General features: G+C 57.9%; 22 protein-coding genes, 1 tRNA gene, 2 rRNA genes and 1 pseudogene (1 of these 26 cut by a window edge). 19 read left to right on the forward strand and 7 right to left on the reverse strand.

Going from position 1 to position 25049, the window contains the following annotated elements; genetic code table 11:
- The 3 genes from HK28_RS07890 to HK28_RS07900 all read left to right on the forward strand — a co-directional run.
- Positions 1-2733, forward strand: a 23S ribosomal RNA gene (locus HK28_RS07890) (it extends 8 nt beyond the left edge of the window).
- 103 nt (positions 2734-2836) lie between these two features.
- A 5S ribosomal RNA gene (rrf, locus tag HK28_RS07895) occupies positions 2837-2952 on the forward strand.
- 35 nt (positions 2953-2987) lie between these two features.
- A tRNA-Met gene (locus HK28_RS07900) sits at positions 2988-3064 on the forward strand.
- On the opposite strand, the gene HK28_RS07905 is transcribed toward HK28_RS07900, so the two are convergent.
- The 4 genes and pseudogenes from HK28_RS07905 to HK28_RS07920 all read right to left on the reverse strand — a co-directional run bounded on the left by HK28_RS07905 (position 3021) and on the right by HK28_RS07920 (position 9290).
- On the reverse strand, positions 3021-4694 hold the full coding sequence (locus tag HK28_RS07905; protein ID WP_086644072.1) for a recombinase family protein: 1674 nt from the start codon (positions 4692-4694) through the stop codon (positions 3021-3023). The two genes, HK28_RS07900 and HK28_RS07905, sit on opposite strands and share 44 nt — an antisense overlap.
- A 332-nt stretch (positions 4695-5026) precedes the next feature.
- Positions 5027-5191 (reverse strand): hypothetical protein, encoded by a 165-nt coding sequence (locus HK28_RS13985; RefSeq protein ID WP_158093422.1) that lies wholly within the window; start codon positions 5189-5191, stop codon positions 5027-5029.
- 20 nt (positions 5192-5211) lie between these two features.
- Positions 5212-5966, reverse strand: a pseudogene (locus HK28_RS14290) (IS5 family transposase); the annotation flags it as partial.
- A gap of 216 nt (positions 5967-6182) precedes the next feature.
- Entirely contained in the window at positions 6183-9290 is a 3108-nt protein-coding gene (locus HK28_RS07920; RefSeq protein WP_143217363.1) for an SIR2 family protein, read from the reverse strand.
- 304 nt (positions 9291-9594) lie between these two features.
- Between HK28_RS07920 and HK28_RS07925 the strand changes: the two genes are divergently transcribed.
- From HK28_RS07925 to HK28_RS07980, 12 genes are all read left to right on the forward strand, one after another.
- On the forward strand, positions 9595-10278 hold the full coding sequence (locus HK28_RS07925) for a DNA methyltransferase (protein ID WP_086644058.1): 684 nt from the start codon (positions 9595-9597) through the stop codon (positions 10276-10278).
- Positions 10279-10617: 339 nt separating this feature from the next.
- The gene (locus tag HK28_RS07930) at positions 10618-12105 is read left to right on the forward strand and encodes an ATP-binding cassette domain-containing protein (protein WP_086644059.1); all 1488 of its coding nucleotides are present in this window, start codon (positions 10618-10620) and stop codon (positions 12103-12105) included.
- A gap of 7 nt (positions 12106-12112) precedes the next feature.
- The gene (locus HK28_RS07935; RefSeq protein ID WP_086644060.1) at positions 12113-12670 is read left to right on the forward strand and encodes a GNAT family N-acetyltransferase; all 558 of its coding nucleotides are present in this window, start codon (positions 12113-12115) and stop codon (positions 12668-12670) included.
- A 201-nt stretch (positions 12671-12871) separates the two neighbouring features.
- Entirely contained in the window at positions 12872-13108 is a 237-nt protein-coding gene (locus tag HK28_RS07940) for a transcriptional regulator domain-containing protein (RefSeq protein ID WP_233140423.1), read from the forward strand.
- A 49-nt stretch (positions 13109-13157) separates the two neighbouring features.
- On the forward strand, positions 13158-13691 hold the full coding sequence (locus HK28_RS07945) for a DUF2285 domain-containing protein (protein ID WP_233140424.1): 534 nt from the start codon (positions 13158-13160) through the stop codon (positions 13689-13691).
- A 99-nt stretch (positions 13692-13790) separates the two neighbouring features.
- Positions 13791-14087 carry an AlpA family transcriptional regulator gene (locus tag HK28_RS07950; protein ID WP_086644062.1) on the forward strand — a complete coding sequence of 99 codons (297 nt, stop codon included), beginning with the start codon at positions 13791-13793 and terminating at the stop codon, positions 14085-14087.
- On the forward strand, positions 14084-15136 hold the full coding sequence (locus HK28_RS07955; protein WP_086644063.1) for a replication initiator protein A: 1053 nt from the start codon (positions 14084-14086) through the stop codon (positions 15134-15136). Before HK28_RS07950 ends, HK28_RS07955 begins: the two co-directional genes overlap by 4 nt.
- Positions 15133-15609, forward strand: a complete 477-nt coding sequence (locus HK28_RS07960; protein ID WP_086644064.1) for a DUF2840 domain-containing protein — start codon at positions 15133-15135, stop codon at positions 15607-15609. Before HK28_RS07955 ends, HK28_RS07960 begins: the two co-directional genes overlap by 4 nt.
- Complete coding sequence (locus HK28_RS07965; RefSeq protein ID WP_086644065.1) at positions 15606-16151, forward strand: S26 family signal peptidase; 546 nt, start codon at positions 15606-15608, stop codon at positions 16149-16151. The genes HK28_RS07960 and HK28_RS07965 overlap by 4 nt, the downstream gene beginning before the upstream one ends.
- Positions 16151-16489, forward strand: coding sequence for a DUF736 domain-containing protein (locus HK28_RS07970; RefSeq protein ID WP_086644066.1), 339 nt, complete (start codon positions 16151-16153; stop codon positions 16487-16489). Before HK28_RS07965 ends, HK28_RS07970 begins: the two co-directional genes overlap by 1 nt.
- A gap of 247 nt (positions 16490-16736) precedes the next feature.
- Complete coding sequence (locus HK28_RS07975; protein WP_233140426.1) at positions 16737-17387, forward strand: lytic transglycosylase domain-containing protein; 651 nt, start codon at positions 16737-16739, stop codon at positions 17385-17387.
- Positions 17388-17575: 188 nt separating this feature from the next.
- Positions 17576-19315, forward strand: coding sequence for a VirD2 family relaxase/mobilization nuclease (locus HK28_RS07980; RefSeq protein ID WP_086644067.1), 1740 nt, complete (start codon positions 17576-17578; stop codon positions 19313-19315).
- A 23-nt stretch (positions 19316-19338) separates the two neighbouring features.
- Here HK28_RS07980 and HK28_RS07985 read toward each other — a convergent pair whose 3' ends face one another.
- The 3 genes from HK28_RS07985 to HK28_RS14150 all read right to left on the reverse strand — a co-directional run bounded on the left by HK28_RS07985 (position 19339) and on the right by HK28_RS14150 (position 21238).
- Positions 19339-20235: an abortive infection family protein gene (locus HK28_RS07985; protein WP_086644068.1), complete on the reverse strand. Its 897-nt coding sequence runs from the start codon at positions 20233-20235 to the stop codon at positions 19339-19341.
- Positions 20232-20894, reverse strand: a complete 663-nt coding sequence (locus HK28_RS07990; RefSeq protein ID WP_086644069.1) for a hypothetical protein — start codon at positions 20892-20894, stop codon at positions 20232-20234. Before HK28_RS07990 ends, HK28_RS07985 begins: the two co-directional genes overlap by 4 nt.
- Before the next feature lie 191 nt (positions 20895-21085).
- Positions 21086-21238: a hypothetical protein gene (locus HK28_RS14150; protein WP_198945838.1), complete on the reverse strand. Its 153-nt coding sequence runs from the start codon at positions 21236-21238 to the stop codon at positions 21086-21088.
- Between the two features lie 33 nt (positions 21239-21271).
- On the opposite strand from HK28_RS14150, the gene HK28_RS07995 reads away from it, so the two are divergent.
- The 4 genes from HK28_RS07995 to HK28_RS08015 all read left to right on the forward strand — a co-directional run bounded on the left by HK28_RS07995 (position 21272) and on the right by HK28_RS08015 (position 24847).
- Entirely contained in the window at positions 21272-21538 is a 267-nt protein-coding gene (locus tag HK28_RS07995; protein WP_233140427.1) for a type II toxin-antitoxin system RelE/ParE family toxin, read from the forward strand.
- Positions 21539-21581: 43 nt separating this feature from the next.
- Positions 21582-22046, forward strand: a complete 465-nt coding sequence (locus tag HK28_RS08000) for an RES family NAD+ phosphorylase (RefSeq protein WP_086644070.1) — start codon at positions 21582-21584, stop codon at positions 22044-22046.
- 361 nt (positions 22047-22407) lie between these two features.
- Entirely contained in the window at positions 22408-24408 is a 2001-nt protein-coding gene (locus HK28_RS08010; RefSeq protein WP_086644071.1) for a conjugal transfer protein TraG, read from the forward strand.
- Positions 24409-24415: 7 nt separating this feature from the next.
- Positions 24416-24847: a ribbon-helix-helix protein, CopG family gene (locus HK28_RS08015; RefSeq protein WP_086644076.1), complete on the forward strand. Its 432-nt coding sequence runs from the start codon at positions 24416-24418 to the stop codon at positions 24845-24847.
- Positions 24848-25049 lie beyond the last annotated feature (202 nt).

A 25049-nucleotide genomic window follows, 5' to 3' on the forward strand; every position in this document is an offset into this window, starting at 1 on the left:
GCGATAAGGGCATTCGGTGGATGCCTTGGCGCCAAGAGGCGATGAAAGACGTGGCACGCTGCGATAAGCCATGGGGAGCCGCGAGCAGGCTTTGATCCGTGGATTTCTGAATGGGGAAACCCACCCAGCGATGGGTATCATCATCTGAATACATAGGGTGATGAGGCGAACCCGGGGAACTGAAACATCTCAGTACCTGGAGGAAAAGACATCAATTGAGATTCCGCTAGTAGTGGCGAGCGAACGCGGAGCAGGCCAGTGGTCAGTTTGAGACAAGCAGAACGCTCTGGAAAGTGCGGCCATAGTGGGTGATAGCCCTGTATGCGTAATGCTTAGACTGATCCTTGAGTAGGGCGGGGCACGTGAAACCCTGTCTGAACATGGGGGGACCACCCTCCAAGCCTAAATACTCCTTGGCGACCGATAGTGAACAAGTACCGTGAGGGAAAGGTGAAAAGCACCCCGACGAGGGGAGTGAAATAGACCTGAAACCGGATGCCTACAAGCAGTCGGAGCCTCTTATGGGGTGACGGCGTACCTTTTGTATAATGGGTCAGCGAGTTTCTGTTTGCAGCGAGCTTAAGCCGGTAGGTGTAGGCGTAGCGAAAGCGAGTCTGAATAGGGCGACGAGTTGCTGGCAGAAGACCCGAAACCGAGTGATCTAGCCATGGCCAGGCTGAAGGTGCGGTAACACGCACTGGAGGGCCGAACCCACGCCTGTTGAAAAAGTCGGGGATGAGCTGTGGCTAGGGGTGAAAGGCCAATCAAACTCGGAGATAGCTGGTTCTCCGCGAAATCTATTGAGGTAGATCGTCAGGTGTTGACCCCGGGGGGTAGAGCACTGGATGGGCTAGGGGGGCCCAAAGCCTTACCAAACCTAACCAAACTCCGAATACCCGGAAGTTTAGCTTGGCAGACAGACAGTGGGTGCTAAGGTCCATTGTCGAGAGGGAAACAGCCCAGACCACCAGCTAAGGCCCCTAAATCGTGGCTAAGTGGGAAAGGATGTGGGGATTCCAAAACAACCAGGAGGTTGGCTTAGAAGCAGCCATCCTTTAAAGAAAGCGTAATAGCTCACTGGTCTAATAGAAACCCTGCGCCGAAAATGTAACGGGGCTCAAGCCACGTGCCGAAGCTGTGGGTGCATACTTTGTATGCGCGGTAGCGGAGCGTTCCGTAGGTCTGTGAAGGAGACGGGGTGACCCTCTCTGGAGATATCGGAAGTGCGAATGCTGACATGAGTAGCGACAAACAGTGCGAGAAACACTGTCGCCGAAAGTCCAAGGGTTCCTGCGCAAGGTTAATCCACGCAGGGTTAGTCGGCCCCTAAGGCGAGGGCGAAAGCCGTAGTCGATGGAAATCAGGTGAACATTCCTGAACCTGCCAGAAGTGACGAATGCAAGATGTTGTCAGTCCTTATCGGATTGGGCTGGCTTTTTGCGCATTCCAGGAAATAGCTCTGGCGTATAGACCGTACCCTAAACCGACACAGGTGGACTGGTAGAGCATACCAAGGCGCTTGAGAGAACGATGCTGAAGGAACTAGGCAAATTGCTCGCGTAACTTCGGGATAAGCGAGACCCGTGAGTGGGCAACCATTTGCGGGTGGCACAGACCAGGGGGTAGCGACTGTTTAGTAAAAACACAGGGCTCTGCGAAGTCGAGAGACGACGTATAGGGCCTGACGCCTGCCCGGTGCCGGAAGGTTAAGAGGAGGTGTGCAAGCACTGAATTGAAGCCCCGGTAAACGGCGGCCGTAACTATAACGGTCCTAAGGTAGCGAAATTCCTTGTCGGGTAAGTTCCGACCTGCACGAATGGCGTAACGACTTCCCCGCTGTCTCCAGCATCGGCTCAGCGAAATTGAATTCCCCGTGAAGATGCGGGGTATCCGCGGTCAGACGGAAAGACCCTATGAACCTTTACTGCAGCTTTGCAGTGGCATCAGAGACATTCTGTGTAGGATAGGTGGGAGGCTTTGAAGCAGGGGCGCCAGTTCTTGTGGAGCCATCCTTGAAATACCACCCTGAATTTTTCTGATGTCTAACCGTGGCCAGTAAGCCTGGTCCGGGACCCTGCATGGTGGGCAGTTTGACTGGGGCGGTCGCCTCCCAAAGTGTAACGGAGGCGCGCGATGGTGGGCTCAGGCCGGTCGGAAACCGGCTGTCGAGTGCAATGGCATAAGCCCGCCTGACTGTGAGAGTGACAGCTCGATCAGAGACGAAAGTCGGCCATAGTGATCCGGTGGTCCCGCGTGGAAGGGCCATCGCTCAACGGATAAAAGGTACTCTAGGGATAACAGGCTGATCTCCCCCAAGAGTCCACATCGACGGGGAGGTTTGGCACCTCGATGTCGGCTCATCACATCCTGGGGCTGGAGCAGGTCCCAAGGGTTCGGCTGTTCGCCGATTAAAGTGGTACGTGAGCTGGGTTTAGAACGTCGTGAGACAGTTCGGTCCCTATCTGCCGTGGATGTTGGAGATTTGAGAGGATTTGTCCCTAGTACGAGAGGACCGGGATGAACATACCTCTGGTGCACCGGTTGTCGCGCCAGCGGCACAGCCGGGTAGCTAAGTGTGGACGGGATAACCGCTGAAAGCATCTAAGCGGGAAACCCACCTCAAAACTAGATCTCCCTGAGGGCCGTGATAGACCATCACGTCAATAGGCCAGGTGTGGAAGCGCAGTAATGCGTGCAGCTAACTGGTCCTAATCGCCCAATAGGCTCACTCACACACGCTCTCCTCAAAGAGAGCCCCATGCACAGAAATCATCCATGCATCACAACACTCACGCACCAACCAACCACACCCACAAAATAAAAGTGGGTTGGACGACCTGGTGGCTATGGCGGGGAGAGATCCACCCGATCCCATCCCGAACTCGGACGTGAAAAACCCCAGCGCCTATGATACTGCGGCTTAAGTCGCGGGAAAGTCGGTCGCCGCCAGGTCTTCCAACCCACTCTACACACACATAATCACCCAACGCGGGGTGGAGCAGCCCGGTAGCTCGTCAGGCTCATAACCTGAAGGCCGCAGGTTCAAATCCTGCCCCCGCAACCATCTGAAATTGCGATGCGAACGCATCACGAACCCCCGCCCTCGAAAGAGGCGCGGGGGTTTTGCTTTTCAGCGATAACGTAAGAATTCCAGCGAGATCGCCGCGAAGGTCGATCAGTAGTTCGTCCTCAGCCGGTGTCAGCACGATCTCGCTGACCAGCGAACGGATCACGCCGCCCGCCTGGATGCGGGTGTTGTCGTCGTTGTGCTGGAGCGCCTCGTAGAGCTTGGCGACTTGGACACGGTAATAGGTCGCCATTTCGGGGTGCAGCAGGGGCGGTGGTTCCTGTGCGTCCTTGAGGAAATAAGTCAGCTCGCTCTTTCGGGCTTCGAGTTTGTCCATCTTCTCTTTCATTGAGGGATGGAACATGCCGTCGGCAATGGCATCGACCGTGGATGTGATCTGTCTGTCGATCCGCGCTAGCTCTGACCTTGCCGCATTGATCCCGGCGCTGCTCTCCATGCGGAGACGGTTGGCCTCGCGGGTGAACTCGTCGCAGAACTCCCGGAACAGGGCCGGGTCCATCATGTGATGGCGCAACGCGCCGAGGACACGTTCCTCGAGGCGGTCGCGGCGGATGTTCTGCCGGTTGTCGCAGGTGCCTTTGTTGCGCGCTGTAGAGCACCCCATCAGATCGGCCGAGATCATGGAGTAGCCGCCACCACAGCAACTGCAGCGCGCCAGCCCGGAGAACAGATGCTTCGGCCGGCGGCGATCGCGGAAATGATTCTCTTCGACGTCTCCGTCTGCGGTCTTGCGGAGTTTCAGTGCGCCCTGCCGCGCCTTGGCAGTCTCCCACAGATCATCATCGAGAATACGCAGTTCAGGGACGTGGTGGGTGATCCATTCGGAATCCGGGTTTATGCGGGCCTGACGCTTGCCTGTATCCGGATCCTTGATGAAGCGTTGGCGATTCCACACCAGCCTGCCGACATACAGCTCGTTGTTGAGGATCCCGATGCCACGCTGGCGGTTGCCGTTGATGGTGGTAAATCCCCAGGCGGAGCCGCCGGGGGCAGGAATGCCGTCATTGTTCAGTTCCACCGCGATGCGCTTGGGAGATTTGCCCGCGATATAATCCCCGAAGATGCGCCGGACGATGTCGGCCTCGGTCTCGTTGATCGCGCGGTCGCCTCGGATCCGCTCGCCGTTGCCGTCGAGTTTCTTGACCACATCGTAGCCGTATGATTTCCCGCCTCCGGACTTGCCCAGTTCTACCCGTCCCCGCAGGCCGCGCCGCGTCTTGTCGGCCAGATCCTTCAGGAACAGGGCATTCATCGTGCCTTTGAGCCCGATATGCAGATGACTGACTTCTCCTTCGGACAGGGTGACGATCTTCACGCCCGCGAAGGCCATGCGCTTGAACAGGCCGGCGATGTCTTCCTGATCGCGGGAAAGGCGATCCATCGCTTCGGCGAGCACGAACTGGAAGCGACCGCGTGTGGCATCGGCCATGAGGGCTTGGATACCGGGCCGCAGCAGGGACGCTCCCGAGATGGCATGGTCGGTATAGTCTTCGACCACAAACCAGCCCTGCTTTTCGGCGTAGAGATGACACAGGCGCAACTGATCTGTGATCGAGGCTTCGCGTTGGTTGTCGGACGAATAGCGGGCATAGATCGCAACACGCATTACGCTGTCTTCCCTGTTCTCAGGAGCGTCGCTCTGTCTGCTCCCGCTGTTGTGCCTCAAACCATTCCCGAGCTGCCCTGCGGGCAAGTAAACGGGCCAGTTCCACCAGGCGTGGGTCGGGACCAACCTCCGGCCGGGTCAGGGCCAGCTCCGGCGGTAATGGCGCGAAAAGATCCGCCGCGTCCTGTCGATGAGTATCAGCCATCGTCGCTCTGTTCCGGAGGCGTTGCAAGAAAATCCTCGTCACGATCCGGACAGATGCTGATGAAATCAATGAATTTGTCGCAATTTGAGAATAAAGCGGGTTCGGCCTTACGCGGGTAATGGCGTAGTCAGTCGTACTCCGTCGAACCCGCGCGTCGCGTAATGACTTGCCCGAGGGGGCTTAAATTTCCACGGACACGCAGGGTGTCAGCTTTCGTCATGTCGCAGATTTTTCTACCAAGACCAAGACCAAGACCAAGACCAAGACCAACCCGCTCCTGCACGGCTATCATGATGAGGAGCGGGCGGCATTCTAGGTCGCGTTGACAAAAGATCTAATCCAGAGCCTTGCGGCGGCGAGATTGAGGAAACTCATAAAGGACAAGGCGGTCTTGTCGTATCGGGTCGCGATACGGCGCATCTGCTTGAGTTTGTTGAACATCCGCTCGATGCGGTTGCGCTCCCTGTAACGCCACCAGTCTGTTTTCTGAGGAACGCTGCGGCCTTTTCGCGAGGGAATAACCGGCAGGATCGCGTAGATCAGCAGATTCTGGCGGAAGCTGTCACTGTCATAGCCCCGATCAGCCAGCATAGCTTTGGGGGGCGGGACAGACAGCTTCATCAGGGCGTCTGTGGCTTTGTAGTCCGATATCTGACCTCCGGTAAGGACAAAGCCAAGAGGGCGTCCCTGATTGTCACATCGGGCATGGATTTTGCTCGTAAAGCCGCCACGTGATCGACCAAAAGCCTCCGAATGAGCCCCCCTTTTGCGCCCGTAGCCTGCGAATGGGCACGGACTACGGTGCTGTCGACCATATGCTGCCAGTTATCGGCTAGGCCGAGGTCTACCAAGGTTTGTAGCAGAGCATCCCACACCCCCTGTTCAGCCCAACGCCGGAACCGAACATAGACCGAGTTCCATTTGCCGTAGCGTTCATGCATGTCCCGCCACGGACAACCGACGCGCAGGACATACAGCATACCATTGAGAAACCGGCGGTTGTCTCCGGCTGGTCGAGCCCAACGTCCGCGCTCAGGCGGCAGAAGCAGACCAATTATCGCCCATTCCTGATCCGTCAGGTCGCCTCGTGCCATGCCCGCTCCACTGTAACGTCTGCATTGAAGAAAGCAGTGAATCAGAACTTGGGCTGATCGTATAGACCTTTTGTCAACGTGACCTAAATAGCTCAATTCCAAAAGGATAATTAGCGCGGACACGGCTTGCGACGCATAAAGTCTGAACTGTCGCGTCACCGTTTCTTTGCATCTCCGTCTTTTTCGACATCAAGTGTTGAGAGTAATATTAACCGCAACCGGCCCAACCCGATTGAAACGTAATCTGAATGAAACACTTTGGCTAAGTTCAATATCGTCAACTATCGCTTCGTCAAATTCAGATCTGGGTGCATAAATTCTTTCAGGATATGATCCACTGCGTATAAAAGAAAATCTTTCAAGAATGGACTCGATGTGGCCGCGAAACTCTCCTAGTCTTTCTGTAATCACGTTATCTTTTCGAGGAGAAAACCTCCTAAATTGGCTGGGTGCTTGTTTGTCCACATACTTAAATGTCGAAACTGCATCATCGAGTCGACCGACAGAGAAGTAAAATTGAGCTAGAATATAACGAGGCTCAAAATTATGATCTCCTTGTTCGAAGCTTTCCTTCAAGTGATTTATAATGAGTTCTTCGTCCCAGGTTTCATTTTTAAGAAGGTGCTGCGCCATAGCAAAATGAGCGCCTTTATCTTCTGGCTCTCGAGAAAGAGCTTCTTTAAGAACGAGCAACTCGTCATCGGAACGACCTAGGTCGGAATATATTCGACTAATTCTGAGAGCTGTTCCAGATCCTCTGGGGCCTTTTTTCCATGCTCGTTCCAGAGCTGTGAGTGCTTTATCCTTATTCTGTAGTTCTCGCCAAAGACGTGCTTCTATCTCGAACATTTCCGCGTCGTCCGGAAACATTTGCTGAGCTCTCGATATCGATAGATCGGCATCCCTGAATTTTTCGTCAAATGCACGTTCTTGGCTATCAGTAGGATCATCAGGAAGTGTGGCACTCATTTCCGACAACTCATCGATTAAAAGTTTACACCTAGTAGAAATAGTGAATCGATTTTCCTTCGGGAGTTTTGCAAGGAAAGTTCTGGTAAGCCGCCTCTGCTGATCTTTGAGAACGGGAGAATTTTCTATATTAGCGCGCTTACGGGCGACTTCGGCCTGAGTGTGTATAAAAGTGGTATTGCCTGGCTCCATGGATGCTGCTGTCTCTGCGAGGCGTTCCGCGCTTGATATGTCCCCTGACGGATGCGTTGATTCGAAAATGGCCCATTGCTGATAAAGATACGCTTGCATGGGGGCTGCAATTACGGCTGCGTCATAAATTTTACGTACTTCACTCGAAGCAGTAAATTGTTTTGATAAATTTCGGCCCTTGCATATTTCGCCAAGAGTTCGGCTATCGCTTGAATATCCAGCATCCAATGCTTTTACTATTCGAGTAAATTGATCAGATTTAGTCTGATCATCAGAACATACTTGCCTGAAGAGTAAGGCTGCGATACGTGCATGACGTGTTTTGTAGGTATAGTCTCCGGTGTATGGATCTTGACCGACTGTTACCATCCCTTTTAAGGGTAGAAAGAAGCGTTGCTCATAATCTCTAAATGATATTCCAGAGATGCGAGATATTGTTCCGGCGCGTACTGGAACGCAAAACTGATGCATGGTTGCTATATCCAGATATAAGCGCTGTGCTTCATCTGGATTGACACTTTCATATTCGTTCAAAACGATTTTTTCGAAGGGAAGCCCCTTTGTTAATATGTGAAGAGCTACGAGAAGCTGGCGATCAGCTTGTTCTTCGCTCATAAATGCATCAATACGTTCGTTTCTATTTTTCTCTTTTAATTCCCCTAAACAATTGTGTCGCTCTAGCAAATCCAGAAGACCTTCAACCTCGGGTCTCGAGAGCATCCCCACTCGAAGGAATTGGGGCGGCAAAATTTCCTCTAAGCTATTACAATATGTTGTCCAGTCAGCTTCTCGTTCTGCACCGATTATCACGAGAGGGATATGTCTTGATTTCATTGCTTTCAATAACGGAATAAGTTTTTCCGTATGCAGCGCGACTTCGTCTACGAATAGATAAATTGGTTGCTGGCATAGATCGTATATTTCTTGAAATACATCAGGGCGAAGTTGTCCACCTTCCTTTAACCAAAGGACTAGAGCTTGATTGGCTGTTGCTGCATCAAAGGCGGCTCTTTTTAGAGCGATAGTTTTTCCTGAACCAGCCGGACCTCGTAATAAAAAAAATACAGGATCATTAGGTGATTCATTTTCAAGGAGTGCTTTAAACAGGACTTCTTCGGACGCTTTTCGTTTTACGTCAAACCGATTAATAATAGCGCCCCAACCGGTGTCGTAACCAGAGTAAAATTGTTCTGCAGTTTGTTCAAAAGCACTCATCGCCGCATGGACTAATGTAACATCTCGCTCAAGAGATCGACGCAGATCGGTCGATTCATGAGTGGGGGAAATATAAAAATTTCGAAGAGGGAAATTTACACTCTCGTCGGAAGGTACAATAAATCGAAGAAGTTTTGGAATCGATTCATCTAGCGTTTTCATAAATTCTGAAAACGTGCATGGGATGACATCAAAATTTTTGGAAGACCAAAAATTTATATCTTCTTCTTCTGCTGATGGATCTATTAAGTACCATCTTGGTCTATTTTGAGCGTCAAGTTTATAAATTATCTCTCTAATATGGCTGTCAGCTAAACCGTACCCGACAAAGATCACCGGGCACTCATGGGATAAATCGATCAGCCTGTTGAATAATCTAGTTCTATTTTTGGAGTAATTCGAATATTGCTCCCAGGATAATATTAGGGGAATGTCTTTATCGAGGCGATGGTTCAAGCACCCATGAAGCTTCAAATATTGCAGTGGAAAAGATACAGATCCCATTCGAGTGTCTACGGGTTCGTCGTCTTTTACGAACGGAATAAGAACCTGTTTACGTCTTTTTGTATCGCTGTATGCTTCTTCTAAAAATAAATCATAGTTTGTGGTGGCAATTGCTCTCCAATTAAACTCAGAAACAAGCCTGTGAGTTTCAGATGTATGAAATCCTGAAAAAGAATTATTTACCTCGTCAAATACAAGATTTGCTCCTGCTCCTGTGTTTATTGCCATTTCTGCGACAGACATTACGTTTCTCCGGGGCATTAATTTTCCGAAGAATTTCTGAGAAAGAATATCTCTTAGTTGGTCTGCATTGGGCGGTGTATTGCCTTGCTCATTTTGACACTCTTTTGATGCTCCAGCTCCGAGGAATAGAATGGCCCTTTTATTTTTTACGGCTTCCTGGAGAAGAAAAGGCAACTGTATTTTCTTTTTAGCTGTGTTCTTCCTCGGTGCCACTGTTTCATACGCCTTTCCGATGTTGGGATCGTAGTCTCAATTGGTCTGTTATCCTAACCCTGAGTGGAGGCGTCCTGCAATTGTCTGATGTACGACTTAGGGCATCCGCCCTCGGCGCACTTCGGATCGCCTTCCGCCCAGCTTCCTCCGCGTTGCTCCGTGCAGCCGGTTCCCCGCGAAGCCGCCCCTCCGTTTGCACACCCGCTGCTCGCCGCGAGGCAGAGAGCGCAGCGCAAGCTGGCTCTCAAAATCAGGGGTAAGGCACATGACCAACACAAGCAGCACCACAACGGCAACGGACTTCCGCAACACGATCCTCAATGGCGACAGCATCGAGATCATGCGGGCGATGCCCCGCAACTCCGTGGACTTCATCCTGACCGATCCGCCGTATCTGGTGAACTACAAGGGGCGGGATGGGCGCACGGTCCGCAATGACGACAATGCCAAGTGGCTCAAGCCTTCCGTGAACCAAATGCACCGGCTGCTCAAATGGGGTGGGTTTGCTATTTCGTTTTACGGCTGGAACCGCATCGACCTGTTTGCCGAAGCCTGGAGAGAGGCGGGGTTTCGAATGGTCGGGCATATCGTCTTTCGCAAGACCTATGCGTCATCGTCCCGGTTTCTTCGCTATGAGCACGAAAGCGCCTACCTGCTCGCAAAGGGCAACGTCATGCCCCCGAGCAATCCCATCCCGGACGTGATCGACTTCGACTACACGGGCAACCGTCTGCACCCGACACAGAAGCCGGTTTCGGCCCTGCTTCCACTGGTGGAAACCTTCTGCCCCGCAGGTGGTCTGGTTCTGGACCCGTTCTGCGGATCAGGTTCGTCCCTGGTGGCAGCCCAGCAACTCGGCCGGGACTGGCTGGGCATCGACCTTGATGCGGGGCACGTCGCGACGGCAACCCGCCGGCTGGTCCAGGGCGAGGAGAGGGCGGCGGCGTAAGCCGCTTTCTTTTCCCGTTTGTCCCGGGCATCATCGAATGTCCGGGACGAAGGTCGCAGCGAAAACGGCCGCTCGCCGTGCTCCGCCCGGCTCGCGTGGCCATGATTGTGGCCTTGCCAGAATTTATCCGGATCGGTTATTCAGAATGAAGCTGCCACGTCGAACCACAGGGAGGGGCGCATGCATAGTTATAATCAGCACCACCCGCGTGGTCCCGTTTCCGCCCTGCGATAATCCTTCGCAGGGCGGCCCCGCCTGATGCTTTGCGCTTCTTGTCGGCTGCCCTTGTTGCATCCGCTGGTCACTGTTGTGACCAGCGTTCGATCAGGCAGTCCCTTCATGGCACTCATCAGTTTGCGCGACGTCGGCGTCGCGTCTCCTCGCACGCTTTTCCAAAATCTGACCTTCAATCTCGCACCCGGCCAACGGATCGGCCTCGTCGCTGGCAACGGCAGCGGGAAGTCCACCTTGCTGCGTTGCATCGCAGGTCAGACCGAACCCGACCAGGGCACGATCACGCTCTCGCGCGGTCTGCGCGTCGGTTATGTCGAGCAGAATATGCCCGACAACCTGGCGATGCTGACACTCCATGAAGTCGTGCGCCGGGCATTGCCACCGCACGAGCGGGAGCATGAAACCTGGCGTGTCGACATGGTGCTGGACGAATTCGGTGCGCCGGACGACCTGCGCAATCGTCCGGTGCAGGCCTTGAGTGGCGGCTGGCAGCGGCTGGCGCTTCTGGCCCGGATCTGGGTGACCGAACCGGATGTCCTGCTGCTGGATGAGCCCACCAACCATCTGGATGCGGAAAAACTTGCACTCCTTGAATCCTGGATCACCGGGAGCGCTGCGCGAACGCCGATGCTGATCGCCAGCCATGATCGCAGCTTTCTCGATGCATGCACGACCCATACCCTGTTCCTGCGTCCGGACGTCAGCCGGGACTATGCGCATCCCTATTCGCGCGCCCGGCAGTTGCTGGCCGAAGATGACGTGGCGCAGGACAGAAAGCACGTCAAGGATCTCAGGGAGGTCGACCGGCTGCGTCGCAATGCCGGGGAGTTGCGCAATATCGGCGTCAACAGCGGCAGCGACCTGTTGCAGAAGAAGGCGATGCAGCTCAAGGCTCGGGCCGAGAAACTCGAACAGACCCTGTGCCCGGTACCGATCGAGCGTTCCGGTGAAATTCGTCTGGCCAGCCGTGGCACGCATGCCAAGGTGCTGGCTGCGTTTCGTGATGTCGTGGTTGAAACACCCGCAGGGCAACCGCTGTTTCGTATCGACAAGCTCGATATCCATCAAGGCGACCGGCTGGTCGTGCTCGGGTGCAATGGAGCTGGCAAGTCCAGTCTCGTGGCGCTGCTGCGCCGGGCGGCGGCCGAGGACGTGCCCGGCATACGCGTGAGTCCCAGTGTGATTTTGGGCTATCTGGATCAGGGGCTGACACACCTGCCGGACCGACAGACGCCACATCGGCTGATTGCGGGGCACACGGGGATCGGCGATGCGCGGGCGACGAGCCTCCTGGCATCGGCGGGCATCAGCATGGAGGCGCAGGGCTGGCCGATCGGGCGATTGTCACCAGGGCAGAAAGCGCGGCTGGGCCTGCTCGCGCTGCGCCTGATCGAGCCGAACTTCTATCTGCTGGATGAGCCGACCAACCACGTCGATATTCCGGGGCAGGAGCGTCTCGAAGCCGAGTTGCTGGCACATGAGGCCACCGGAGTGATCGTCTCACATGATCGCAGTTTCATACGGGCGGTGGGTACGAGATGGTTGCTTATCGAGAAGGGTAAGATCCGGGAGGTTTCCGGTGAGCGGATGTGATGAAGCCATGACACTACATTTTCTTCCCGCGACGATGGAGATCCGTCAGGACGTCGAAACGGTATTCGACGACTGCTCCGATGGGCGCGGTTGTTATTGTGCCTACTGGTATCGGTCCAACGCCCTCTACAAGGCGGGTTGGCAGGGCGGCAACAAGGGGTGGTTCCCTGACATCCTCGACCAGAAGCGACCGCGGGGGCTAGTCGCCTATAGCGACAATGATCCGGCTGGCTGGTGCGGTGTCGCGGCACGAGAGGTTTATGATAGGCTGCGTCGGTCCAAATCCTTCGCGCCGGTCGATGAGCGTCCGGTCTGGTCAGTCACGTGCTTTATCGTGCGCAAGCGGTATCGGCGGCACGGTGTGGCGGGTCAATTGCTCGATCAGGCGATAACCTTCGCACGCGCGCAGGGGGCGACGTGTCTGGAGGCCTACCCTCTCGATCTGGCTGTCACGACCGACAAATCCGACCTCTTTGTCGGAGCCCTGTCGATGTTCCTCGACCGGGGGTTTGTCGAGGTGGCGCGTCGCCTGCCGGCTCGTCCCATCGTGCGTCTGGATCTTTGACCGCATCAAAGTTGTGATGCACCCATGTGTTCACGTTATGCGTGGAGCGCATCACGCTGATCGACATTGATGGGGTGAATCGCCAGATGTTTCGATGTGTTGCGTCGGGATATGCCAAGAGGCTTGCTCTGTCGGACCCCAATTCCGGCAATCACGTACCCGGTTTTTCGGGGCTACCCGCGCTTCCCCTCCCTTCGGATAGTGGATCGAATTCCAGAAATCCGTGTGGAGGGGAGCGTGCCGACGATCCGCCCGTGGGATACAGCGCAGCTCCGGCGGGCGCTGGAGCCGCTCGACCATGCCGGGTTCGCCCAGGAATGGCTCCGGCGCAATGACGACTATCGGCACGATTACGACATGACGGTCCGGCACGGCGGGGGCGATCTCGATACCCTCATCGCCATGGCCCGTCGCTGGGGGGCGGATTTTCCCATGTGACCCGGACCTCCCGGCATCCGCTGCTCCCGCCTTCTGGAATGCCGATGTCGTGCCAGACATTTCGGTCCTGCATGCGGACGCGGAAACCGAAGCCCGGATCGCACCCTATGTCCGTGCCGAGTGGCATGGGCCATTCGGGCACCACGTCATTATCGACGTTCATGGTCAGTTGCTCCGGGCTGTTCTGATCCCCATTTCGCCCGGACACGGGCGTGCATTTATCGTCCGGGACGACGCCTATTTCGATCTCCGCATGGAGAGCGCGGCCCGTGTCCATCGTGTTCTCGCTGGCAACGCCCCCGGCCCAGCGCCGGCCGCGCTCCGGCTGAGCGCCCAGCAACGCCAGCGCCAGATCCGCATGCTGTGCGCCATTGACGGCAGGCGGGCAGGGATCCCGTATCGACGGATCGCGGGCGCGATGTTCCGTGTGGACCTGACCCGCATGTCCGCCGATGAATGGCGCGCAACAGCCTATTACGCGGCGTTTCATCGGCTTCTCCGGGATAGCAAAATCTACCTGAACGGCGGTCATCTGTCGCTGTTGCAGGGAACTGCCCGGGGTGGTGACACTCAGGCCGCCTGAACTTTGTCATCCCTCCCCCTCGGGGTGTTTCCGTCACCGTGACGTCCATGGGCCGCCGAACCTTCGACGCGGCCCCTCTGAATGTCATGGAGGCCCGAAATGCGTGTCCTGCCGACACTGCCACCTCATTATCTCCGAACGCCGGACGCCGCGAATTTCCTCGGTCTTTCCGGCCGGACTCTGGAAAAGCACCGTACCTTCGGCACCGGCCCGCTCTACCGCAAACTCGGCGGCCGGATCGTCTACGCGGTGGAGGATCTTTGTTCCTGGGCCGATCTCAATATCCGGCTCTCCACTGCTGATGATGGTGTGGTCGAGCTTCCCCGTAACCGCCGTGCGGCGATGGCCCGTATCCAGGCCCGATATCGCTCGGCCGTCAGGGGGAAGCGGTCATGACCAGTCTTCCGTCGCCTTCTCGCCTGCCATCAGGTTTCTTTCAGGCGTTGCCAGGCGATTTCCCACCCCGTGACGTGCAGGATCTTATGGCGTGGCCGTTTTTCAGCCTGGCCAAGACGCCGCGTTTCGTGCCGATCGACCTCACGATGGGGGATGTCTCCATTCGGGTCGAAGCGTCCCATGAACGGGGCATGGCGACCATCTGGGATTCCGACATCCTGATCTGGGCGGCCAGCCAGATCATCGAGGCCCGCGATAGCGGTCTGCGCACGTCGCCCTTCATGGTGGCAACGCCGCGCGAGATCCTGACCTTTATCGGACGGGGCACCGGAGCGCGGGATTATGGGCGCCTGCGCGCCGCCCTGGCCCGTCTCCAGTCCACGACCGTGCGCACCAGCTTACGGCGCCGCCGGGATTCCCAGCTTCGCGGTTTTTCCTGGCTGAATGAATGGAGGGAGCTGCGTGCTCCCCTGCAAGGTCATGCAGGGCGTGTCGAGATCGTGTTGCCCGACTGGTTTTACACGGCCCTTCTCGATGACGGCCTGATCCTGCGGATCGACCCAGCCTATTTCCGCCTGACGGGTGGCCTGGAGCGCTGGCTTTACCGTCTGGTGCGCAAGCATGCCGGACAGCAGCGGCAGGGCTGGCGTTTCACCTTCGAGCACCTTCACGAGAAATCCGCGACTCTGTCGGGGTTCGCCCGGTTTGCCGCCGACCTGCGGGAACTGGTCCGTCGCCAGTCCCTGCCGGGCTACGACCTGACGATTGAAGGCGATCCAGACCGTCAGGAAACTCTCGTGTTCAGGCCGTCAGATTTATCCACAGGGGGCGGTGGACGTCCTGTGAGACACCGCGTGCTATCGGGTGTGGAACACCGCGTGCCATCGATCGGAATCACTGCGTGCTATCAATCCAAAAAAGGGTCGATTCAGAGTGGTGAATCAACGGGTTGCGAGGCCCTTAACTTAGACTCTAACTATAAAGAGTCTAACTGTACTGATGGTGGGCGGCCCGAAAACGGTGGAAAACCATCGGGGAGGGCGTCATGAGCGCCCTCCTGAACGTCTCGATCACGACGGTCGAGCTGACCTGGATCGAGAAGCGCATCGAGCACTGGATCAGGTTCGGCCAACCCGTCGAGGATCGCATTCTCGACCGGCGTCGGCGCCTGATGAGCTTTGTGCCAGGCAGCGTGTTCGGATTTATCCGATGGGCCGCCAATGACTACGGCACGGTCGTATCGTGCATCGACATCGTGCGGGCTGTCGATGCTCATGAAGCCTGCCAGACGGTGCCGTTCGTGCGTCCCGGTGGCGAATCCCTGCTCCGGCAGGTGGGATGGCCCAAGGTGCGGCTGGTGCTGGAGGCGATCGACGGCATCGAAGCACTGAACATCGATCCCTGCGAGGTTTGTCCCGATCACTGGCGACATCTGCACCAGCGGATGACGGCCGGACAGGCAGCACGCCCCTACACGCGTGAACGCCATGAGGCGTGGCTGCGGCGGAGGGCCGTGTCATGACCCGTCGTGGATGGTTCTTCGCTACGTATTTCGCCGTGCTCGGGACCCTGGCGACGGTCGAACTTAAACCCGCACCGAAGCTGATCTGGAACGCGACGGCGAGTGTGCCGACCGGCCTGTATCGTCTGACGCCGGAGCGCGTATCCCGTACCGGCGACATCGTGGCGATCCGTCTTCCGGAACCCACCGGGCGGCTTCTGTCCGCGCGCGGTTATCTGCCTTCTGGTGTGCCGTTGCTGAAGCCCGTTGCGGCTGTTGGAGGTCAGACCGTGTGTCGCACCGGCCTGCACATCACGATCGATGGCACTGCGATTGGCGACGCGAAACCCGTCGATCATCGCGGTCGTCCGCTGCCGGTCTGGCGGGGCTGCGTGCGTCTCTCTCACGATCAGATATTCGTCATGAACCCTGCCGTCCCGACAAGCCTGGACGGGCGGTATTTCGGACCGTTGCCGGTAAGTGCCGTGCTGGGCCGCGCGATTCCGGTGTGGATACGGACGCGGCAAATTTCGTCCCAACCTTTACCTCATGGAGGCCAGTAATGTCGCAAATCGGCATCTTCACCCGTACGTCCGATGGCTTTACCGGACACCTGAAAACCCTCACGCTCTGCGCCGAACTGACCTTCGTGCGCGCCACGCAATCGGATGCCGAGAACGCGCCCGAATACCGCATCCATCTCGGATCGGATGAGACGGGATCGGAGGCGGGCGCGGGCTGGAAACGCACTGGAGAGAAAGCCGGGGATTACATCTCGGTGCTGATTGATGACCCCGCATTGACGCAGCCAATTCGCGCCAATCTGTTCCAGGTGGGGCGCGGTGGGAGCGATTGGCAGTTGGTGTGGAACCGTCCGGTGAAACGCGATGACCGGCGCTGAAAATTACTCCGGCAGCACGGTGTCCGTGCGTGGAAAGCGAAGCCGAAACCCGATTTCCCTGTTCGCGGAAAGAGCGCTTCATTTCCCCGTCCCGCTCGCCAGTCTGTCGGCCGTCGCGCACAGGGTCTGTCCAGGGCGGTCGTCAGACCGGCGCGTTAACGTCTTGTTCTGGACAGGCAAGAGCACGATGGCACGCTCGGCTCAGGTCGGAAGGGGACTGCTTTTCTCGCTGCCGATTGTGGTCGTGATGATGATGATGTCGGGAACGTCCGCTCGTGCAGAATCGTTGGATGCCTTCATCGCGGAGGCGGCAACGCGGGCGCACATTCCGGCCAACTGGATCGCGGCTGTTTTGCGTGCCGAAAGTGCTGGCGATGTCGACGCCGTGTCGTCAGCGGGTGCGATGGGCCTCATGCAACTGATGCCGGATACGTGGCGGGATTTGCGAACGTCGCTGCATCTGGGTTCCGATCCATTCGATCCGCGCGATAATATTGTCGCGGGTGCGGCGTATCTCCGAGTCTTGCATGATCGCTATGGCGACGCCGGTTTTCTCGCCGCCTATAATGCCGGTCCCTCACGCTATGACGATCATCTGGCGACGGGCCGCGCGTTGCCGGTCGAGACGTTGGCCTATGTCGCAACTGTCAATGCGCTGCTTCACGGCGATCGTTCGAGCGTTGTTCGGGAGAGCTTTCGGGCGATGATCCCGATGGCTGATTGGCGCTCCGCATCGCTCTTCATCGTGCTGGTCAGTGGTGTTTCCGTTGACGTCCAGCGTGCGGATTTCGTGCAGCCGAATACGCGTCCGGTTGCAGCCCGAATGCTGTTCGCCGGTCACTTCGGGGGTGGTCCGGCGCATGTCTCCGAACATGGCGCCGGGATTGGAAAATCGTGAGATGAGCCCGGGAGAAGGGAGAAAAAGGGAGGGCTGGATAAAAGGCCGCACATCGCGGCTCGGTCGGGGTGGCTGTTTTCCGGGGTTTTTGAGGTCTTGTCGCGAGGTGCGTGGATTTCCCGCACCTCGCGACACGGTGTTATCTCTTTGATCCGAAGCGATTTTTCGTGCGGTGCAGGACATTTTTCATGAACAGGGATGAGGACTTCCGGGTCCGGCTAGGGCGTATCCGCTCCACTCGCACCCGTCAGACGCGACCCTTTGTGACGCAAGTGCTGGCGTCCGTGCAGCGGGCCGGTGGCAGGGTTTCCCGCACGGGGAAAATCACCTCTGGCCGCCGCTCCAGTTTCGGGCGGGGCCGGGCCACCACCCATGCCGCCAATCGCCTGCTGACCAGCCGTTCGCGGGGCGTCGTCATCAAGGCTCGTGTGGTGCGCCATGCCCCGCGCGCCACACCATTGGCAGCGCATCTTCGCTATCTCCGTCGGGAGGGGGTAACGCGGGATGGTGAAGATGCACGCCTGTTCGGCAGGGACAGCGACGACATCCGCGCTTCGGACTTCGCGGAACGCTGCGATGGCGATCGGCATCATTTCCGTTTCATCGTCTCCCCCGAGGATGCGCCTGAAATGTCGGACCTGCGGGCCTTCGCCCGCGATCTGATGGGGCAGATGGAAACCGATCTCGGCACGAAACTCGATTGGGCCGCTGTGGATCACTGGAACACGGCGCATCCCCATCTGCATGTCATCGTCCGGGGCGTGGCGGAGGATGGGTCCGATCTGGTGATCGCACGCGATTACATCCGCGAGGGGATGCGTGCCCGTGCGCAGGATCTGGTGACGCTGGAACTCGGTCCGCGCACCGATCGCGACATCCACCAGGCGGTCGAGCGGCAGGTGAACGCCGACCGCTGGACTCAATTGGACCGTCAGATTCAGAAGGACGCCGGGGAGGATGGTGTCATCGCTCTCGGGCGTGCGCCGGGCGAAACGCCGGACGCCTTCGCCACAGTGAAGCTGGGTCGTCTGCGCCGTCTGGAAACCATGGGGCTGGCGCATCAGGTCGGGCCGGAGCGCTGGCGGATGGACGAGCGCGCGGAAGCCACGCTGCGGGAGATCAGCGAGCGCAACGATATCATCAAGCGGATCCACCGGGGGCTGGCGGAACAGAAGATTGACCGTGCCGCATCTTCATGGGTGCTAGCGGGTGAAGATGCCACCGATCCCGTCATCGGCCGGCTGGTCGATCGTGGCCTCGACGATGAACTGCGCGGCACGGCCTATGCGGTCGTCGACGGGATTGATGGGCGCACACATCATGTCCGCTTGCCGGACCTCGAAGCCGCCGGCGACGGGGCGGTCGGTTCCATCGTGGAATTGCGGCGTTTCACTGACAAGCGGGGACGGGATCGTGTCGCGCTGGCTGTGCGTTCCGACGTCACGCTGGAGCGGCAGGTGACGGCGGAGGGCGCCACCTGGCTCGACCGGCAGGCCATCGCGCGGGAGCCTCTTGCGCTGGCCTCCACCGGGTTCGGCGCCGAGGTCAAGGAGGCGATGGAAACGCGCACGGAGCATCTGGTGGAGCAGGGTCTGGCCAGCCACGATGGCGGAGGTATTCGATACGCGCGGAACCTGCTCGCCACGCTGCGCCAGCGGGAACTGGAGATGGTAGGACGGAACCTCAGCGGGAAGTCTGGGACACCGTTCCGGCAGAGCGGCCAGGACGATCCCGTTACCGGCACCTATCGTCAGCGTTTCAATCTGGCGTCGGGCCGGTTCGCCATGATCGACGACGGGCTGGGCTTCGAGTTGGTGCCATGGTCGCCCTCGCTGGAAAAACAGCGCGGGCGGGAAGTGTCGGGCATCATGCGCGGCGATGAGGGGATTGACTGGTCGTTCGCGCGGAAACGCGGGCTTGGATTGTGATGGGCAAATCGGATGACTGGTCTTCAGAGATGCTCGGCATGTTGAGGCAGGGCACGATGTTCCTGGCGTTCCCAGGTTTCGATCAGGAACAGCGCCAACGAACTCGCCGCATTGATGGCAAGCCGAGCAATCCGGGCGTCCATGCGCCGGAAACCTTTTTCGCGACCATGCGCATCTCCCCCATGCGTTCGTAATGCGCCAATCCCTTTGGCAACAGATGTGAGACCACTGAGCGTCTGACGGATGTCCGCTTCTATTTCCGATGGGAAATCGGTACGTCCGGGAGATAGGCCAAGGGGCATCTGTACAGCGCGGATCAGCCCATCAATATCCTTTTTGGGCGGCAGTGGCAGGCCAAGTTCCACAAGAATCGAACGGCACACCGCCTCGATCAGGGAACAGGCCGCTGTCACCGCATCTTCCGGATCGCTTTCCAGATTGGGGAGAGCCCGCGCAATTTCTATCTGGACCGTGTCGAAATCCAGCGTAGCCACTTTCTTGATAAATGGCTCGACAATTCCACCGGCTCCCTGACGCTCTGTCAGAACGGCCTTTCCGCCGACGATAACGACAGCCAGTTGGTCGGCTCCGAGAGCCTTGTTGAGATGCTCGCGTACAGCGGTCGCTCTGTCAGGATGCTCCAGATAGTTACGGGGATCACAGACCTGTTCGATAATCCGGGTGAGATAGACCTCAGCATTACCATCAGGGTGGTTAGCGACCCTGCGGAGGAAGTCAGTTGTGGCCGGGATACGCGAACTCGCGCCGATACGCATATCGAGGCCACAGTTGAGAAAGAACTGCTCGATTTTAGGGCCTGAGCGATAGATCCCGATTGGGGATGCATTATCGTTTCCAGCACCGCCCGTGATCGTATCGACCAAAGCTTGGATAACAAACGGAGAGAACTTGCCGGTCATGGCTTCATCGCGAGCAGGGTGAGAACGGTCTGTTTTCGATCCATCCAGGCGGCTGCTACCTGACTGCGCCATGCAATCATGTCATGGATCCGTTGATAATCATCGGCGATATTGCGAGTGAAGATTGGTTCATGATGCGCGATCCGGTTCCTCAGACGTCGAATGATCTGGAGGTCCGCATAGGCCGCTGCCCGCAATTGCGGGATCGTTTGTCCTGATGGTGCTCCGGGGAAACAGGTACGCAAATGGGTGTTCCAGATGCGGGTGTCCTGACCGGCAGTGAAAATGTTCTCCCAGAATGCAAACTTTAATTCGGCTATGATCTTGCCGGTTGTGGGCAGCGTCGAGGCGCGAGCCTGAAGATCGATCGCCGGGTTATATCGCGCCCGACCCTTCGGGCGAGGCAGGCTTCTGATGAAACCATTGTTCCATTGCCAGTTGGCACCATGGACATGTTCAATGGCTTCAGCGATGCCATTGCGGACAGCAACCTCGCAGACCTGAAGCGGAATGATCAGCGCCGATGAAACATCGAGATTCCACTCATAAAGCGCGAGAGCCTTTTCCCGGTCGTTGCCCATGGCTTGCAGGTAGGTTGCAAAGCGTGGTGCGGAAATGACGACGGGCAGGTCCTGTATCTCGGCCGGGGAGAAAGGCAATGAGGAGTTCCTGTAGACTCGATATTGACGGTAGCATCAGAGCCACGATATAAGAAGGCAGCGGCTTTGAGAACGCGGGCGTATGCCCCCCCTCATCGTCCAAGGATATATTAAGGCCCGCTGAAAGGCGGGCCTTTTTCTTTTTATATTGCCCGTCAAGCGCCTTGGCCAGAGTGACTATGGCGGCCAGCTCAAAGTGTTGGAAATTCATCGCTCAGGAAGCCGTGCCGTGTGTGCAATGGGTTCACCGCATCAATCACATGGTTGAACTTCCGCTGTTCCTTCGTGCATTGCTGATCGACGGTATCGTCAGACGGGGGAAAGAGGGGCGATGATCCCGTCATGGCTTGCCTCCTTCCGGGGTTATTCTGCGCATGATGTGCGGGTTTGAAGCATTGGTCGACAGGATATCAATTCGGAACTATCTCCTTCCGCGCAATCCTCACGCCGCCAAGCGGGTTTTCCTTCGCCTCAAAGAAGCGACCAAAGACCTCGCCATGTTTCCCTACATGGGCCGGGATGGGGACGATGGCACCTGCGAATGGGTTATCGTCCATCCCTATGTTCCGCTCTACGAAGTCGATGAACCCGCCCAAATCGTTCGGGTTCCGAGCGTTTGGCTCATGTCGCAGGATCGGCCATAATCATGGGGGTATTACGTAATGCGGGCATAGATACCTAGGCGTCATGATCTTATCTATTATTTCATTTGATGGGTCTGTCTGGCGTCTCTTACCGAAAACACTTGCTGGCAATCCCGCAGTTATAGCGACCGCTCCGGAAGGAAGATTTCACCATTCGGGACAAATTGCTGCCTATGCTTCTCTCAGTGCTGAAGGAGCAAGTGTAGCTATTCAACGTTACTTGAGTGATCAGATTGAGCGTGTACTCATTCCCATGCGCTTAACGGCAAAGCGGGTAGCTGATGTAAGAGGAATGCCTGCTGCGTCCGTCGTTTGGCAAGATTTACGAGATGACGGCGTACCTTCACCCACTTGGTTATTTTCTGATGCTGCACGGCAGGCTGGAGCAGAGGCAATGCTCTACTCATCACGCTCCAGACCAGACCTTTCACACGTGGTTGTCTTCAAACCAGAATGTCTAAATACTTTCGGGAAAGCTTCCGCTTACTTATCAAGACAATCAGAATAACGATACTCCTGCGCTATCTTGCCAACTCTTCCTAAAACCCGATACTCGGCCCCCGGTCACGTGACCGCCTAAACGTCGGCTGCTCAATCTCTTTGGCAAGCTTCTTCTGACGCTCCTTCTCGGCGGCCTTTCGGGCTTCCTCGGCCGTCTGGATGTCCTGCTGGCGTCTGATCTCGGCCTGATGCGCCAGTTCCTTCCTCTGACGCGCGGATTCTCTCTCCCGTTCAATCCGCTGGCTGTAGTCCGCAACATGCAAGTATTTCTTCGCTCCTGCCCGCCACAGTACGATGGGCGCCGGATCATGCTTGCACGTGGGAAAATCCCGGTTCTTGGCTGTCTCCCATAACGAGGGGAGGACTCGATGGAGCAGCCGGGAACACGGATCCAGTGGGGGCAGGCGCTCGTGGTTCTGTCCATGATCGTGCTGTCCTGGTGGACGGCGACACAATGGACGGCGTGGGAACTGGCGTTCCAGCCCGAACTCGGCCGACCGTGGTTCACGGTCCTGCATCGCTGGCCGGTCTATGCCCCGCCGCTGTTTTTCTGGTGGTGGTACGAGTTCGATGCCTACGCGCCGGCGGTGTTCGTACGCGGTGCCTGGATCGCTGGCTCCGGCGGGGTGCTGGCCTTCATGGCGGCGGTGGCGCTGTCCGTCCACCGTGCCCGCGAGGCGAAGCGGGCCGCGACCTACGGCTCCGCCCGCTGGGCCGAAGATGCGGAAATCGGTGCGGCGGGGCTGCTGGGCGAGGATGGCGTTGTGCTGGGGAAATACCGCCGGGCCTATCTCCGGCATGATGGCCCCGAGCATGTCCTGATCTTCGCGCCGACGCGCACCGGCAAGGGTGTGGGCATGGTAATCCCCACACTCCTGACCTGGCCGGGTTCGGCCATCATCCATGATATCAAGGGCGAGAACTGGCAGATCAGCGCAGGTTTCCGCAATCGTTTCGGGCGGGTGCTGCTGTTCGATCCCACCAATCCGGCGTCCTCGGCCTACAACCCGCTGCTGGAGGTCCGACGTGGGGCGTCGGAGGTTCGCGACGTGCAGAACATCGCCGACATCCTGGTCGATCCCGAAGGCTCGCTGGAGCGCCGCAACCATTGGGAGAAAACCTCCCATGCCCTGCTGGTCGGTGCGATCCTGCATGTGCTCTACGCCGAGGACGACAAGACCCTCGCCGGGGTGGCGAAATTCCTGTCCGACCCGAAGCGGTCGATCGAGGCGACCCTGTCCGCCATGATGCGGACATCGCATCTCGGGAAAGCGGGGCCTCACCCCGTCGTGGCCTCCGCCGCGCGGGAGTTGCTGAACAAGTCCGACAACGAGCGTTCGGGCGTGCTGTCCACCGCCATGTCGTTTCTCGGCCTCTACCGCGATCCGGTGGTGGCCACCGTGACCAGTCGCTGCGAATGGCGGATCAGTGATCTGCTGGAGGGTGACCGGCCTGTTTCCCTGTATTTCGTCATTCCGCCGTCTGATATCAGCCGCACCAAGCCGCTGATCCGCCTGATCCTCAACCAGATCGGGCGGCGGCTCACCGAAGATCTGTCCGGCCGGGAGGGGCGTCGTCGCCTGCTGCTGATGCTCGACGAGTTTCCCGCCCTTGGCCGGCTGGATTTCTTCGAGAGCGCGCTGGCCTTCATGGCGGGCTACGGGATCAAGGCGTTCCTGATAGCCCAGAGCCTGAACCAGATTGATAAAGCCTACGGCCAGAACAACAGCATTTTGGACAACTGCCATGTCCGGGTCAGCTTCGCCACCAATGATGAACGCACCGCGAAACGCGTATCCGACGGGCTCGGCGTGGCCACCGAGATCCGGTCGCAGAAGAACTATGCCGGCCATCGGCTGTCGCCCTGGCTTGGGCACCTCATGGTGTCGCGTCAGGAAAGTGCGCGGCCTCTGATGACGGTGGGCGAGGTCATGCAGATCCCGGCACGGGAGGAAGTCGTCATGGTGGCCGGTTGCCCACCGATCCGGGCGCGGAAGGCGCGGTATTTCCGGGACCGCCGGTTCGTCGAGCGCGTTCTGCCGCCGCCGGATCCCACACAGTTGCCCCGACCTGTCCGGACCGATGACTGGAGCGGGCGTCCGCTTCCTGCCACTCCTCCGCCGGAAAAAAAGTCGCCGTCACAGTCGCAAGAAAATCCTGACGATGCAGACAGTGATGAATCCCTCGGCACAGGGCGGAAGTGGTCACGCGAGCATGATCCGGCAGAGACCGGCAAACGCAAGCGGCGTGCGGCACCGGACCTTTTTGGTGAGGAACCGCCACCGGATCCGGAAGCGCGGGATCGCGCCGACCTGACGCGGATTGCCCGGCAGGCTGGTCTCGATCGTGGTAATGATCCCGGGTTGTGAGGGCGTGATGAGAACATCCCCGAAGAAGGCGCGGCTGTCGGTCTATCTGGAACCGAAGCTGCTGGACGCCCTGACAGCCCATGCGGCACGGCGCGACCTGTCCCTTTCCCTGGTGGCGGAAGTGGCCATCGCATCCTTCCTGTCCCCTGATGCTGATGAACGGCGGGAAGCAGCGATGAGCCGCAGGCTGGATCGTCTTGACCGGCAGGTCGCCCGCATGGAGCGCGATCTTGGGATCAGCCTTGAGACGCTGGCGCTGTTCATCCGCTACTGGATGACGGTCAGCCCACCCTTGCCGGAACCGGCAGCCGCTGCCGCGCGGGCACAGGGGGCAGAACGGTATGAAGCGTTTGTGGCGGCCCTTGGCCGACGACTCAGTCGGGGACCGGTCTTCCGGCAGGAAATTCCCGACGACGTGCCTCCTGCGCCAGAAACCTGAGCCCGCAATCCGCAAGTAAAAACCGCATCCCCTACGATTCTGTACGATCGTAGGAAAATACTGTTGAAATCGGGAGAAAGCAGCACTCTCTAATTGTCCCCGTCGTCGTCCGGAGAGGCCGGATGACCCGTAAAGACGGGGATTCCCATGGCGATCACATCGATTGAAAGTGGAGCCCGACAGCGTGGCATGTCCATGCTGC

Source organism: Acetobacter sp. DsW_063 (assembly GCF_002153745.1).
Classification (GTDB): domain Bacteria; phylum Pseudomonadota; class Alphaproteobacteria; order Acetobacterales; family Acetobacteraceae; genus Acetobacter.